The 14,286-nt window shown below is 67.4% G+C and carries 12 protein-coding genes and 1 rRNA gene; 2 read left to right on the top strand and 11 right to left on the bottom strand.

The window, feature by feature from the left end; translation table 11 throughout:
• From MMB92_RS05930 to phnS, 8 genes are all read right to left on the bottom strand, one after another.
• Positions 1-104, bottom strand: a 16S ribosomal RNA gene (locus MMB92_RS05930); the annotation flags it as partial.
• Positions 105-612: 508 nt separating this feature from the next.
• The gene (locus MMB92_RS05925) at positions 613-1,167 is read right to left on the bottom strand and encodes a phosphonate degradation HD-domain oxygenase (RefSeq protein ID WP_062910300.1); all 555 of its coding nucleotides are present in this window, start codon (positions 1,165-1,167) and stop codon (positions 613-615) included.
• A gap of 4 nt (positions 1,168-1,171) precedes the next feature.
• Entirely contained in the window at positions 1,172-2,626 is a 1,455-nt protein-coding gene (phnY, locus tag MMB92_RS05920) for a phosphonoacetaldehyde dehydrogenase (protein ID WP_062910299.1), read from the bottom strand.
• Complete coding sequence (gene phnA, locus MMB92_RS05915; RefSeq protein WP_181645682.1) at positions 2,623-3,933, bottom strand: phosphonoacetate hydrolase; 1,311 nt, start codon at positions 3,931-3,933, stop codon at positions 2,623-2,625. Before phnA ends, phnY begins: the two co-directional genes overlap by 4 nt.
• Positions 3,930-4,790: a 2-aminoethylphosphonate ABC transport system, membrane component PhnV gene (phnV, locus tag MMB92_RS05910; RefSeq protein ID WP_058902325.1), complete on the bottom strand. Its 861-nt coding sequence runs from the start codon at positions 4,788-4,790 to the stop codon at positions 3,930-3,932. Before phnV ends, phnA begins: the two co-directional genes overlap by 4 nt.
• The gene (locus MMB92_RS05905) at positions 4,780-5,700 is read right to left on the bottom strand and encodes a 2-aminoethylphosphonate ABC transporter permease subunit (RefSeq protein ID WP_277562595.1); all 921 of its coding nucleotides are present in this window, start codon (positions 5,698-5,700) and stop codon (positions 4,780-4,782) included. The genes phnV and MMB92_RS05905 overlap by 11 nt, the downstream gene beginning before the upstream one ends.
• Positions 5,678-6,781, bottom strand: coding sequence for a 2-aminoethylphosphonate ABC transport system ATP-binding subunit PhnT (phnT, locus tag MMB92_RS05900; RefSeq protein WP_006494272.1), 1,104 nt, complete (start codon positions 6,779-6,781; stop codon positions 5,678-5,680). The genes MMB92_RS05905 and phnT overlap by 23 nt, the downstream gene beginning before the upstream one ends.
• 34 nt (positions 6,782-6,815) lie before the next feature.
• A complete protein-coding gene (gene phnS, locus MMB92_RS05895; protein ID WP_006489475.1) occupies positions 6,816-7,907 on the bottom strand; it encodes a 2-aminoethylphosphonate ABC transporter substrate-binding protein in 1,092 nt (363 codons plus the stop codon).
• A 262-nt stretch (positions 7,908-8,169) separates the two neighbouring features.
• On the opposite strand from phnS, the gene MMB92_RS05890 reads away from it, so the two are divergent.
• Positions 8,170-9,279, top strand: coding sequence for a 2-aminoethylphosphonate--pyruvate transaminase (locus tag MMB92_RS05890; RefSeq protein WP_060264030.1), 1,110 nt, complete (start codon positions 8,170-8,172; stop codon positions 9,277-9,279).
• Between the two features lie 97 nt (positions 9,280-9,376).
• On the opposite strand, the gene MMB92_RS05885 is transcribed toward MMB92_RS05890, so the two are convergent.
• Genes MMB92_RS05885 through aroQ form a run of 3 tightly spaced genes read right to left on the bottom strand, consistent with a single transcriptional unit; the run spans position 9,377 to position 12,065 of the window.
• A complete protein-coding gene (locus MMB92_RS05885) occupies positions 9,377-10,720 on the bottom strand; it encodes an MFS transporter (RefSeq protein WP_006489486.1) in 1,344 nt (447 codons plus the stop codon).
• Positions 10,721-10,758: 38 nt separating this feature from the next.
• On the bottom strand, positions 10,759-11,613 hold the full coding sequence (locus MMB92_RS05880; RefSeq protein ID WP_006489465.1) for a shikimate dehydrogenase: 855 nt from the start codon (positions 11,611-11,613) through the stop codon (positions 10,759-10,761).
• The gene (gene aroQ / locus MMB92_RS05875; RefSeq protein WP_006489476.1) at positions 11,610-12,065 is read right to left on the bottom strand and encodes a type II 3-dehydroquinate dehydratase; all 456 of its coding nucleotides are present in this window, start codon (positions 12,063-12,065) and stop codon (positions 11,610-11,612) included. Before aroQ ends, MMB92_RS05880 begins: the two co-directional genes overlap by 4 nt.
• 257 nt (positions 12,066-12,322) lie before the next feature.
• On the opposite strand from aroQ, the gene MMB92_RS05870 reads away from it, so the two are divergent.
• Positions 12,323-14,215, top strand: coding sequence for a sugar phosphate isomerase/epimerase and 4-hydroxyphenylpyruvate domain-containing protein (locus MMB92_RS05870; RefSeq protein ID WP_060210992.1), 1,893 nt, complete (start codon positions 12,323-12,325; stop codon positions 14,213-14,215).
• Positions 14,216-14,286: the final 71 nt, after the last annotated feature.

The following is a 14,286-nucleotide window of genomic DNA, read 5'->3' as shown; positions in this document are numbered from 1 at the left end:
TCGCCACTCGCCACCAGGTGCAAGCACCCGTGCTGCCGTTCGACTTGCATGTGTAAGGCATGCCGCCAGCGTTCAATCTGAGCCAGGATCAAACTCTTCAGTTCAAACCTGTTACTGTTTTCGGTTCAGTTAAGAACCGGTCGCTCACTCAAAGCTGACAGGAATATGAATCACTTCATAAACCTGACTTACTTTAGTGTGAGACTCTTGATACTTTTGCTATCTGATCCGAGGATCAGCTCGCTGTCATCAAGCGCCCACACTTATCGGCTGTTAATTTTTAAAGAGCATGTCTGCGAGGGATCTTGAACCCCTCAGCAGCGCTGCGTTTTCAGCAGCAGAGAAGCGAGATTATGAACCGTGTTTCGCAGTTCGTCAACAACTTTCTGAACGACTTCGTTGCGACTGCGGGGCTCAACTTCCGTACCGCCGAGGCTCGCTACCTTCCGAACTCCAACGGCACTGCTTCCCTTCCTCCCGCGCCGCGTTTCCGTTAGCGCGAAAGAGGCGTGATTCTATGCAGCTCACGGCGATCGCGCAAGGGGTTTCGCAAAAAATATAAGGCGCCGCACGCTGCCGCGTGCGGCGCCTTATATAGAAGCAACCGAACCGTCAGGAAGCCACGCGCGCCTGGCGTGCGACGATCGCCATATAGTGATCCAGATCCGGCGTCGCCTTGCCTGGCTCCTTCGCCGTATCGTCCCAGCGGCGCAGGTGCAGCGCGTCCTCCGCGAACGGGCGCTGCAGGAACGCCGCCGCTTCCTCGTCACTGAAGATACCGCCCTGCAACGCCAGGCTGCGCACCGAGTCCGGCGACAGGCTCTCGAAATAGCCGGCGTCCGTGCGGCACAGACAGCGCTTCGCGTCGACGTGCAACCGGATCGGCTCCAGCACCGCGTCGGAAAACAGCGGCCGCAGGAACGGCAGCACGTAATACTGATGCAGATCGTCGATCCCGCGCGCGCTCGGCGTGTCGCCCTGGCGATTCAGCAAATGGCCGAGGTCGTGCAGGAACGCCGCCGCGACCAGCGCTTCGTCCGCCCCGGACGCTTCCGCCAGCAACCCGCTCTGCAATGCATGCTCGAGCTGCGTGACGGGTTCGCCGCTATAGGCCAGATGGCCATGCTCGCGATACAGGCCGTGGATCTCTTCCACCGTCAGCGCCATTCGTTTACTCCCAAGGCAGCGAAAACGTCTTCAGGTTCGTGAAACTCTTCATCGCCTCCTGGACGCCTTCCTTGTAACCGAGCCCCGAATCCTTGATCCCGCCGAACGGCGACAGTTCGATCCGGTATCCGGGCACTTCCCATACGTTCACCGTGCCGACGTTCAACTCGTTCACGAACCGTACGACGGCGGCCGTGCTGTCCGTACAGACACCCGACGACAGCCCGAACGCCGTGCCGTTGCTGAGCCGGATCGCGTCGTCGATCGTATCGAATGCGATGACGGGCGACACGGGCCCGAAGGTCTCCTCGCGCACCAGCGTCATCGACGGATCGACGTTGTCGAGCACGGTCGGCGCGTACAACGCGCCGCGCCGTACATTGCCGGTCAGCAGGCGCGAGCCCTGCGCGACCGCCTCGTTCACGCGCGCCTCGAACAGCCGCGCCGCGGCTTCGTCGATCACCGTGCCCATTTCGTTCGATGGATCGAATGGATCGCCGTATTTCCAGGCGCGCGTCTTCTCGACGAGCAATTCGGTGAACGCCGGCGCGATGGAGCGCTGCACCAGCATTCGCTTGACGGCCGTGCAACGCTGGCCCGAATTCCGGTACGAGCCCAACACCGCGAGCGACGCCGCGCGGTCGAGATCGGCATCGGCGAGGACGATCAGCGGGTCGTTGCCGCCCAGCTCCAGCACGATGCGCCGGTAGCCGGCCCGCGCCGCAATCGCCTTGCCGATCGCGACGCCGCCCGTGAACGTGATCAGCGACGCATGCGGATGCGTGACGAGCTCGTCCGCGATCTCGGCCGGGTCGCCGGTCAGCACCTGCAGCATCGGTTCCGGCAGCCCGGCTTCATACAGCAGGTCGGCCAGATAGAACGCCGACAGCGGTACCTTCTCCGACGGCTTCACGATCACGCGGTTGTTGGTCGCGATCGCCGGCGCGATCTTGTGCGCGACCTGGTTCATCGGATGATTGAACGGCGTAATCGCGACGATCACGCCGTCGAGCGGCTGGCGCTGCGAGAACACGCGCCGCGCCTTGCCGTGGGGCGTCAGGTCGCAAGAGAAACTCTGCGCGTCGTCACGCAGCGCCTCGACCGCCGCGAACTTCAGCACGTCGGCCACCCGACCGATCTCGTAGCGCGAATCCTGTTTCGACAACCCCGACTCGAGCGTGATCAGGTCGGACGCCTCCTCGGTGCGCTCGCGCAGCAGCGCGGCCGCACGTTCGAGGATCTGCGAGCGTTCGTAGCGCGTCAGCGTCGGCCGGTAGGCCATCGCGTAATCGAACGCCGCGCGCACGTCGTCGACGCTGGCGAGCGGCGCGGTGCCGACGCGCGTGCCCGTGTACGGGTCCGTGACGTCGAGCGTGCGCTCGCGCATCGCGCGCGTGCCGCACCAACGCAACGCTTCGGCACGAAACGACGGATGATCTTGCCGCGGATGAGCCATCATGTCGCGATCCGGTTCAACACGAAATCGAATACGTCGAAGTTGCGCGGGCGACGTGCGGGATCGTCCCGCTCGATACGGCGATTGAACAGCAGCGGCACCTCCTGCTCCGACACGCCGCCATGCGAACGCAGCGGCACCGTGAGGCCCGACAGATCGTGGTCGCGTTCACGCGTACCGAGCGTCATGTCGCGGCGGCCGATCACGACGAGATCGCCGATCCGGTCGGCCGGCAGTTCGAAACGAGCGGCGGCTTCCGCGTTGTCGAGCACGAGCTCGACGCCATCGAGGCCACCGATGCGCCACATCGCTTCGGGCCGGTCGACACCCGGCGCCAGGTAGATCGTCGCGAACGAACCAAGCGCGCCGTGATGCACGACGTACGGATCGGTAATCGGCAGGATCACGCGCGCCGCCTGCGTGCCGTACCAGCCGTCGAAGGCGTCCTGCAGATAGATCACGTTCGGGCGGCCCGTCGCCGGATCGTGCTTCGCGTTCATCCCGTGATCGGCCGTGAGCCCGATCGCCCAGCCGAGCGCGTCGAGCTGCGCGAGGTAGCCGTCCATCATCGCGTAGAACGCGTTCGCGCCGGCACTGCCCGGCTCGCATTTGTGCTGCACGTAGTCGGTGGTCGACAGGTACATCAGGTCGACCTGCCGCGTCTGCGCGAGGCGTACGCCGGCCGCGAACACGAATTCGGAAAATGCCGCGCTGTACACATCCGGCGACGGCAGGCCGACCCAGTCGAGCACGTCGACGATCCCGTTTTCCGCGAGATTGGCCTGCGCGGCCTTCTCGGCCGAAAAGCAGATGCCGTTCAGCCGCCAGCCGAGCAGCCGGCGCAGCTTGTCCTTCGCGGTCACGACGGCCACCCGCGCGCCGGCGTCGGACGCCGCGGCGAGCAGCGTGCCGGCCCGCAGGTAGGCCGGGTCGTTCATCATGACTTCGGCGCCGCGCCCGCCGTCGGCGGCCGGATCCCAGAAGTAGTTGCCGCAGATGCCGTGAACCGACGGCGGCACGCCGCAGACGATCGACAGGTTGTTCGGGTTGGTGAAGGTCGGCACGACGCAATCGGCTCGCCACGCGGTGCCTTGCTCGATCATCCGGCCGATGAACGGCGCGACGCCCGCCGCCACCGCCCGTTCGAGATAGTCGTACTCGCAGCCGTCGACACAGATGACGACGGTCGGCTCGACCGGCAGCCGGTAGCGCCGGCCGTTGACGTCGATCGAGCGTCCCGCGAGATCCGGCGCACCCTTGCCGGCTGACGGTTGCTCGCCGGGGAGCCGCAACGCGAACGCGGCGTTCATGATGCCGCCCGCTTGCCGCGCGGCACGCGCGCGGCGATCAGCAGCAACGCCGCGAGCGACGCGCCGAGCATCAGCAGCGACAGCGCCGACGCCGGCAGGTAGTAGCCGCGCTCCACCTGCCCGATCACGACGATCGGCACGGTCACGAAGCCGGGCGGATATACCGTCAGCGTCGCGCCGAGCTCGCCGAGCGACAGCGCGAAGCCGAGCGCGAGGCTCGCGCGCAGCGCCGGCACGAGCTGCGGCAGCAGCACGCGGCGCAACACCATCGCGGGCGGCGCACCGAGGCTCGCGGCAGCCTCGCGCAGCACGGTCAATTCCGGGCGCAGCGCGGCGGCCGCGCAGCGATAGCAGAACGGCAGAATCAGCGCGAGCTGCACCAGCACGACGATCGCCGCCGAGCTGGACAGGTCGAGCGGCTTCCGGTGATACGCGATCAGCACCGCGAGCCCGAGCACGACGCTCGGTACGCCGTTCGGCACCATCACGAGCGCGTCGACGACCGCCCCGAGGCCGCGCCGGTCGCGCCCTTCGAGCGCGAGCGCCAGCCACAGCCCGAGGATCGTGCCGAGCGCCGATACGCCGAAGCCGATTTCGAGGCTCGTCACCAGCGCGTCGTATTCCGGCGAGCCGAGCCGCTCGAACCAGCGCAGGCTGTAGCCGGCCGGCAAGATCGTGCCCGACCACTGCGTCGACACGCTCGACAGCGCGACGACGATCACCGGCAGCACGAACAGCCAGAAGCACGCGAACGCGGCCAATGCGAGCGCGGCGCGCGACGCATGCTTGAGCAACGCGTCGGTCCAGCCGACCTGGTGCCGCGGCACGGCCTGCCCGATACGGAATTCAGCGGACATCGTTCCCTCCCGTCGCACGCCGGTTCACCCGGCGATAAACCGCATACAACGCCAGCGACAGCGTCAACATCACGACCGCGCCGGCCGACGCGGTCGGCAGGTCGAGATCGACGGTCGCGCTGCTGTAGATCGCGACCGGCAACGTGACGAGCCGCGCGCTGCCGAGCACGAGCAGGATGCCGAACTCGTTCAGCGTCAGCAGGAAGCACAGCACGGTGCCGGCGGCGATGCCCGGCCACGCGATCGGCAGCACGACGCGGCGCGCGAGCATCCAGCCGGGCGCGCCGAGGCTGCGCGCGGCTTCGATCAGCCGCAGGTCCAGCGTCGCGAACGACGCGAGCGTCGGCCGCACGACGAACGGCGTGTAGAACACGGTCTGCGCGAGAATCACGCCGCCGATGCCGAACAGGAAATCGAGCGGCGGATGCTCGAGATGGAACAGGTGCTGCAGCGCGATGCTGACCGAGCCCTGCGAGCCGTACAGGAAGATCAGCGTGAACGCGACGAGGAACGACGGAAACGCGACGTACAGCTCCAGGAAGCGCGTGACGAGCGATGCACCCGGGAACGGCTTGAAGAACAGCAGCGCGGCCAGCAGCACGCCGAACACCGATGCGGTGCCGGCGCTCGCGAACAGCACGCCGAGCGTCGTCAGCAGCACGTTGCGCGTGTCGGGATTGCCGAAGAAGGTGCGGTACGCGGCGAAACTCAGCCCGTGATCGCTCGACACGCTCAGCAGCACGAGCCGCACCAGCGGATAGACGACGAGCGGGCCGAGCACGACGATCGCCAGCGCAGCGAGGTGCAAATCGCCCATGCGCCTGCCGCGCCGCGCGGCCGCGGCGTGTGCGGCGGCCGACGCGAGCACGTGCGGCGGCAGGCCGGCTTCAGGGCTCGATAAGGACGACATCGTCTGCCTCGCAATGCAGGGACACGCGCGCACCGCGCTCGGGAGCCGCGCCGCGGCCGCGTTGCATCGTGACGCGCACGGGCTCGTCGGGCGCCGCGTCGATCACGACGGCGATCGACAGGTCCGCGCCCTGCCATTCGACCGACGACACCGTGCCGTGCAGGCCGCCCGCTGCGGGCGGCATCACGGTCAGCCGCTCGGGACGCACGCACGCGACCTTGCCGCGCACCTCGTGGCGCGGATCGCCGAGCGGGAAGATCACATGCGGCGGCAGCAGGTTCGCCGGGCCGAGATAGCGCGCGACGTAGCCGTCGCGCGGCGCGTCGTACAACTGCTGCGGCGTGCCGAGCTGCGCGATGTGACCATCGCGCATCAGCAGCGCGCGGTCGGACAGCACGAGCGCATCGTCGCGGTCGTGCGTCACGCAGACGACGGTCAGGTTCGGCAGGCGCTCGTGCAGCGCCTTCAGTTCGCTGCGCACCGACGCGCGCAGGTTGGCGTCGAGCGCCGACAGCGGCTCGTCGAGCAGCAGCACGTCGGGCTCGATCACCAGCGCGCGGGCCAGCGCGACGCGCTGCTGCATCCCGCCCGACAGTTGCGCGGGCAGATGGTGACCCGCGTCGCCGAGCTGCACGAGCTTCAGCGCATCGGCGACGCGGCGCGTCACTTCCGACGACGCCATGCCACGCGCGCGCAGCCCGAATGCGACGTTCTCGAACACCGACAGGTGCGGGAACAACGCGTAATTCTGGAACAGCAGACCGAGGTTGCGCTTGTGCGGCGGCGCATAGGTCAGGTCGCGTCCGGCAACGGTCAGCGTGCCGGTCAGGCCGTCGGCCTTCACGAACCCGGCGATGAAGCGCAGCAGCGTGGTCTTGCCGCAACCGCTCTTGCCGAGCACGGTCAGAAATTCACCGGCGCCGATCGACAGCGACAGATCCTCCAGCACCGTGCGCGCGCCGTAGCGCACGCTCAGATGCTCGATCTGCACGCCGCCCGGCGCGCCGGACCGCAGCGTCGCGTGCGGTTCGGCGGCGCCGAATGCGCCGGGATGGGTCAGGGTGGTTTCCACCGGGTTCATCCTCTTGCTCGCGAATACAGGCGGCGTGCGCCGATCACTTCGGCTTGACGACGTCGAGCTGCTTGCCCGAGCTGCCGATCACGTCCTTCTTCCAGCGCTCGATCCACACCGGCTTCTTCGCCATCACCTGGGTCCAGTCGACCGGAATCAGCTTCACACCCGCGATCGCCTTCTTGACCGCTTCGCCGTTCTTGCCGGCCAGCGGCACGTCGGTGCGGCCCGGGATGCCGTACATGTCCGGCACCTTCGACTGCACTTCCGTCGACATCAGGTAGTCGATCAGCTTCCGGCCGGCGTCCTGGTTCGGGCCGCTCTTGATCAGGCCGATGCCGTACGGGAGCTGGAACGTGGTCGGCTGGTCGCCGTCCTTCGCGGCCAGGAAGATCGGCTTGATGGACAGCGCGCCGTGTTCGGCATCGTCGAGGTCCATCTGCAGGTCGCCGTTCGCGACGCTGATCTCGTTACGCGACAGCAGCACGTTCAGGTAACCCGTGCCCTTCGTGTGGAACTTCACGCTCTGCGACAGCTTCGCGAGATAGTCGAACGCCTTGTCCTCGCCCATCAGCGACGTCGTCAGGATCAGCACGGCCATCCCGTCGCCGGCCGTGGCCGGGTTCGAGTACGCGACCTTGCCGGCGTAGGCCGGCGCGAGCAGGTCGGCGAACGTCTTCGGCTGGTTCTTCACGACGTCCGGGTTGATCGCGAACGAGAAGTAGTTGTTCACGAACGTCGCCCAGGTGCCGTCCTCGGCCTTCGCGATGGCCGGCACGTTCTTGTAGTTCACGCTCTGGTACGGCTGCAGCAGGCCCATCTGGCCGGCTTGCTGGATGAACGGCGGCAGCGTGACGATCACGTCGGCCTTCGGGGAATTCTTCTCGATGTTCGCGCGGTTCACCACCTCGCCGCTGCCTGCCGTCACGATGTTGACCTTCACGCCTTCCTTCTTCTCGAAAGCCGGCAGCACGTCGCGATAGAGGTTCTCGAGGCCGTCCGCCGTGTACAGCACGACCGCGTTTGCCGCATGCGCCGGCATCGCGGCGCCTTGCAGCAGACCGGCGGCGCAGGCGGCCAGCGCGAGTTTGCGGAACGCGCCGGCGGCGGCGCGCGAGGGTTTCTGCAGTGTCATCTCACTTCTCCGTAGGCGGAACACCAAACGGCCGGGGCACGATCCGGCTCTCCTGTTGTCTTCGGGCGAGCCGCCTGGCGGCCCGCCTCGCTACCGCGCTCAGGCTGGGTGTCGCGCGGCAACCGAAGGATCACAGCGTTCGATGACAAAGCCGTGACGAATGCCACAATTTCCAAAAAATGACACATTTTGCCACTATCATGCAAGTCCATTCGGAAATGCCATCCGGTGTTTCGTTCGCCCTTTGCTGGAGACAAAAGCCATGTCCGACCCGATCCTGCTCACGCCCGGCCCGCTCACCACGTCCGCCACAACACGCCACGCAATGCAACATGACTGGGGGTCGTGGGATGCCGCTTTCAACCAGCTGACGGCCAGCGTCTGCGCGGATCTCGTCGCCATCGCGCATGGCGGAGACGAGTACGTATGCGTGCCGATGCAGGGTAGCGGCACGTTCTCGGTCGAAGCCGCGCTCGGCACGCTGGTGCCGCGCGACGGCGTCGTGCTGGTGCCCGACAACGGCGCGTATTGCGCGCGCATCCAGAAAATTCTCGGCCGGCTCGGTATCGACGCGATCGCGCTGCCGTTCGGCGAAGACGCGGCCGTCGACGCGGCGGCCATTGAGGCTGCGTTCGCGCGCGAGCCGCGCATCACGCACGTCGCGCTCGTGCACCTGGAAACGAGCGCCGGGATCCTGAATCCGCTCGACGCGATCGCGGCCGCGTGCCGGCGGCACGGCAAGCGGCTGATCGTCGATGCGATGAGTTCGTTCGGCGCGCTGCCGATCGCGCTGGCGGACAGCGGCATCGACGCGCTGATCTCGGCCAGCGGCAAATGTCTCGAAGGCGTGCCGGGAATGGGATTCGCGATCGTGCGGCGCGACGCGCTCGACGCGAGCGAAGGCAACTCGCCCTCGCTCGCGCTCGATCTCCACGACCAGTACGCGTACCTGCGCAGGACGGGGCAATGGCGCTTCACGCCGCCGACGCACGTGATTGCCGCGCTGCGCGCCGCGCTCGACCAGTATCTCGCCGAAGGCGGCCAGCCGGCGCGCGGCGCGCGCTATGCGGACAACTGCCGGACGCTGGTCGAATCGATGCGCGCGCTCGGTTTCGTGCCGTTCCTCGACGCGAGCGTGCAGGCGCCGGTGATCGTCACGTTTCACGCGCCCGACCATCCAGCCTACGATTTCCGCCGTTTCTACGACGCGGTGCGCGACGCGGGCTTCATCCTGTATCCGGGCAAACTGACGCGGCTCGAGACGTTCCGCGTCGGCTGCATCGGCGCGATCGATGCAGGCGATATCCGGCGGGCGGTCGCCGCGATCGCGCAGGCAATCGAATCGCTCGGCATCGCGATGCAGCCCGCATGAAGCGAGGTATGTGCCGACCGGTCGGCACGCGCAAACAAAAAACCCGGCGGCCAACCGGCCGCCGGGCGAACGCACCGAGTGTGCGTGGAGCCGGTGCTTACAGCTCGATCCGCTTGATGTCGCCGACGACGAAGATGTACGACAGCGCACCGACCAGCGCGATCACGCCGATGAACACGAGCGCGCCGACGAACGAGCCGGTCGACGCGACGATGAAGCCGACCACGAGCGGCGTGACGATGCCCGCCAGGTTCGCCGCGAAGTTGAAGATGCCGCCCGTCACGCCGAGCAGGCCGTCCGGCGCGATGTCCGACACGAGCGTCCAGCCGAGCGCGGCCATCCCCTGCGCGAAGAACGCGACCGACATGATCGCGATCACCGCCTCGTTGCTCTGCACGTAGTTCGCGAGAATGATCGTCGACGCGAGCAGCAGGCCCGCGATGATCGGCAGCTTGCGCGCGAGGTTCGCGGACTTGCCGCGGCGCAGCAGCCAGTCGGAGAAGATCCCGCCGAACATCACGCCGACCGACGCGGCGATGAACGGCATCACCGCGAAGAAGCCGATCTTCAGCCAGCCCATGTGGCGCTCGGTTGCCAGATAGGTCGGGAACCAGGTCAGGAAGAATACGAGCGTCGAGTTGCCGGCGAACTGGCCGAGGCAGATGCCCGCGAGCTGGCGCTTCTTCACCAGTTGGCCGACCATCGACCAGCTGAACTTGGCCTGCGCCGGCTTGCCGCTCTTGTCGCCGTCCTTGCGCGCACCGTGCACGAGACCGCCGCCCGCTTCGATATAGGCCAGTTCCGCCGAATTCGCGCCCGGGTGGTTGCGCGGCTCGTGGTAGAACTTCCACCAGACTAGGCCGAACACGATGCCGACCGCACCGACCACCCAGAACAGCGAGCGCCAGCCGAACGCGCCCATCAACGCGAACAGCACCGGGCTGAAGAACGCGAGGCCGATGTACTCGCCGACGGTGTAGGTGCCGGTCGCCATCGCGCGTTCGTTCTGCGGGAACCACGTCGCGACGACGCGGCTGTTGGTCGGGAAGCACGGCGCTTCCGTCACGCCGAGACCGAGCCGGCACGCGAGCAACGTCGCGACGCCCGGCACGAAGCCTTGCAGGAACGTGCACAGCGACCACAGCGTCATCGACCAGTAGTAGGTGATCTTGCTGCCGAAGCGGTCGAGGAACAGGCCGCCGGGCACCTGCATCGCCACGTACGTCCACGAAAACGCGGAGAACATGACGCCCATCACGGCCGCGTTGATGCCGAGCTCCTTGGTGAGCTGCGGCGCCGCCACGCCCAGCACGGTGCGGTCGAGATAGTTGATCATCGTGCCGATCGCGAGCAGCGCGAGGATCTTGTAGCGCGCCGACGTGCGCCGGACCGTGCCGGCCGCCTGCGCCGGCGCGGCGCTCGTGTGGGTGGTGTGTTGCATGGTCGTCTCCTGTCTCTCTTTCTGTGTCTGCAAGGGGGTCAGCGCGCGACGAGCGACTGAAAGTGATCGAACATCCGCTCGGCGTCGGGCGTGCGCCCGGTGAAGAGCTCGAACGCGTCGACGGCCTGGTACACGGCCATCCCGCCGCCCGGCAGCGTCGCGCAGCCGGCCGCGCGCGCGGCGTGGATCAGTTCGGTTTCGAGCGGGAAATACACGATGTCGGCCACCCACATGCCTGCGTGGAGCAGTTCGGCCGGCAGCGGCAGGCCCGGATGCTTGGCCATGCCGGTCGGCGTGCAGTGGATCAGGCCGGTCGTTGCGCGCATCGCGGCCGCGAGATCGCTGCCCGGCGTGACCCGGGCGGCAGGGAAGCGCTGCTGCAATTCGCCCGCCAGCGCGGTGGCGCGCGTGCCGTCGACGTCGAAAATCGTCAGTTCAGCCGCGCCCATCTGCAGCGCGGCGTGCGCGACGGCCGCGCCCGCGCCGCCCGCGCCGAGCTGGACGACGCGGTCGAGCTTCGCGTCCGGCAGCCCGCGGCGGAACGATTTCGCAAAGCCCGACCAGTCGGTGTTGTGGCCGATCCGCTTGCCGTCCTTGAACAGCACGGTGTTCACCGCGCCGAGCGCACGCGCGTCGTCCGACAGCGCGTCGAGGTGCTCGATCACGCGCTGCTTGCACGGATGCGTGATGTTCAGCCCGTTGTAGCCCATCCGCTGCGCGGCCTCGAGCAGTTGCGGCAGTGCGTCGACGGTCACGCCAAGCGCATCGAGATCGATGCGCCGGTACACGTAGCCGAAGCCCTGGCGGAAGCCCTCTTCCTCGTGCATCGCGGGCGACAGCGAACCGCCGATGCCCTGGCCGATCAGGCCGATCAGAAACGACGGGCGGCTCATCGGGCGGCCCCCTGCGCGAACAGCGTCGCCAGGCGCTGCAACGCGAACACATAGCCTTCGGTGCCGCAGCCGCAGATCACGGCTTCGGCGATCGCCGAGATATACGAATGGTGGCGAAACGCTTCGCGGCGATGGACGTTCGAGATATGCACCTCGATCACCGGCTTCGCGATCGCGGAAAGCGCGTCGGCCAGCGCGACCGACGTGTGCGTATAGGCGGCCGGGTTGATCACGATGCCGTGCGTGTCGTGACGCGCGGCATGCAGCCAGTCGATCAGCTGGTGCTCGGCGTTCGACTGGCGAAACTCGATTTCCAGCCCGAGCCCTTCCGCCGCCGTGCGGCAGCGCTGCTCGAGATCGGCGAGCGTTTCCGCGCCGTAGATATGGGGCTCGCGGGTGCCCAGCAGATTGAGGTTCGGGCCGTTCAGCACCAGCACCTTGTGCTTGCTCATCGTGTTTCTGCTCCTGAAACAGGGGCAGACCAGGATCGGCGCCGCCCCGAAGACATCGGAATTTGGCGCTAGTGTGCGCCCGTGCACGCGGGCTGTCTTTTCGGGTTTTCGCTAATTTGTACCACCTAGTTAGTTTGTACAATACGCATCACTAACCCAGTAAATTCGGGATATGGCGCGCGTACGGAACTCAACGACTGGTTCATTCAGGGCCGGTTCGACCGGCGCCATGCCCTGTTCATCCGCAGGAAACGCCCATGCAGCGCTCGATCGCCACCGTGTCACTGTCCGGCACGCTCGCCGAGAAGCTCGCCGCCGTCCAGGCCGCGGGCTTCGACGGCGTCGAAATCTTCGAAAACGATCTCGTCTACTTCGACGGATCGCCGGCCGACGTCCGGCGCATGGCCGCCGACCTCGGCCTCGACATCGTGCTGTTCCAGCCGTTTCGCGACTTCGAGGGCGTGAGCGCGGCCCAGCTTGCGCGCAATCTCGACCGGATCAAGCGCAAGTTCGACGTGATGCATGCGCTCGGCACCGACCGCATCCTCGTCTGCAGCAGTGTGGCGGCCGACACGATCGCGGACGACGGGCTGCTCGTCGACCAGCTCGGCGTGCTCGCCGAAGCCGCGCGGCAGGCCGGCGTGGTGGCCGCGTACGAAGCGCTCGCGTGGGGCCGCGTCGTGAAGCGGTACGGCCACGCGTGGAAGCTCGTGAACGCGGTGAACAGCCCGCACCTCGGCCTGGCGCTCGACAGTTTCCACACGCTGTCGCTCGACGATTCGCCGGACGCGATCGCCGACATCCCCGGCGACCGGATCGCGTTCGTGCAGATCGCCGACGCGCCGAAGCTCGTGATGGACGTGCTCGAATGGAGCCGCCACTACCGCTCGTTCCCGGGCCAGGGCGACTTCGACCTGGCGCGCTTCACCGCGCGCGTGATCGAGTCGGGCTATACGGGGCCGCTGTCGCTCGAGATCTTCAACGACGGCTTCCGCGCGGCGCCGACCGCGCTCACGGCCGCCGACGGCCATCGCTCGCTGCTCTATCTGGAAGACCTGACGCGCGCGCGGCTCGCGCAGGACGGTCGCACGCCCGCCGCCAGCCAACCGCTGTTCGCGCCGCCGGCCCCGCCCGCGCACGTCGGGTTCCAGTTCATCGAATTCGCGGTCGACGCACCGGCGGCGGCGACCGTCGGCGAATGGCTGGGCCGGATGCGCTTCCGGCTCGCCGGCCGGCATCGCTCGAAGGACGTGACGCTGTTCCAGCACGGCGCCGCGTCGATCGTGCTGAACGCCGAGCGCGACTCGTTCGCCGATGCGTTCTTCCAGCAGCACGGGCTGTCGCTATGCGCGTCGGCGTTCCGCGTCGACGATGCCAAAGTGGCGTTCGAACGCGCGGCCGGCTTCGGCTACGCGCCGTTCTCCGGCCGGGTCGGGCCGAACGAGCGTGTGCTGCCGAGCGTGAAGGCGCCGGACGGCAGCCTCGAATATTTCGTCGACGAGGCGCCGGATGCGCCGACGCTATATGAATCGGACTTCGTGCTGACCGACATCGACGGCCCGAGCGAAGTCGGCCCGCTGACGGGCATCGATCACGTGTGCCTCGCGCTGCCGGCCGACGCGCTCGACACCTGGATCCTGTTCTTCAAGACGGCGTTCGGCTTCGAGGCCGAGCGCAGCTGGCTCGTGCCCGACCCGTACGGGCTGATGCGCAGCCGCGCGGTGCGCAGCGCCGACGGCTCGGTGCGGATCGCGCTGAACGCGTCGGTCGACCGCCATACGGCCGTCGCCGAATCGCTCGACCGCTACCACGGCACCGGGCTGAACCACGTCGCGTTCCGCACCGACGACATCGTGAAGACGGTCGCCGCGTTCGCGGCCGACGGCGTGCCGTTCCTGCGGATTCCGGCCAACTACTACGACGATCTCGCCGCGCGCTACGCGCTGCCGGACGAACTGATCGACACGCTGAGCGCGCATCACCTGCTGTACGACCGCGACGAGCACGGCGGCGAATTCCTGCATGCGTATACGGAGCTGGTCGACAACCGCTTCTCGCTGGAGATCGTCGAGCGGCGCGGCGGATACGACGGCTATGGCGCGGCGAATGCGGCCGTGCGGCTCGCCGCGCAGGCGCAGCGCAGGAAATAAGGAAAGGACGCGAAGCGGAGTTGGGGCCGGACCACGCAAGCGATTCGGCGACCATTCGGGCGGCCCACCTT

Source organism: Burkholderia sp. IO2, assembly GCF_029522185.1.
GTDB classification, from domain to species: domain Bacteria; phylum Pseudomonadota; class Gammaproteobacteria; order Burkholderiales; family Burkholderiaceae; genus Burkholderia; species Burkholderia cenocepacia.
This window is presented reverse-complemented; position numbering and strand designations above follow the sequence as displayed.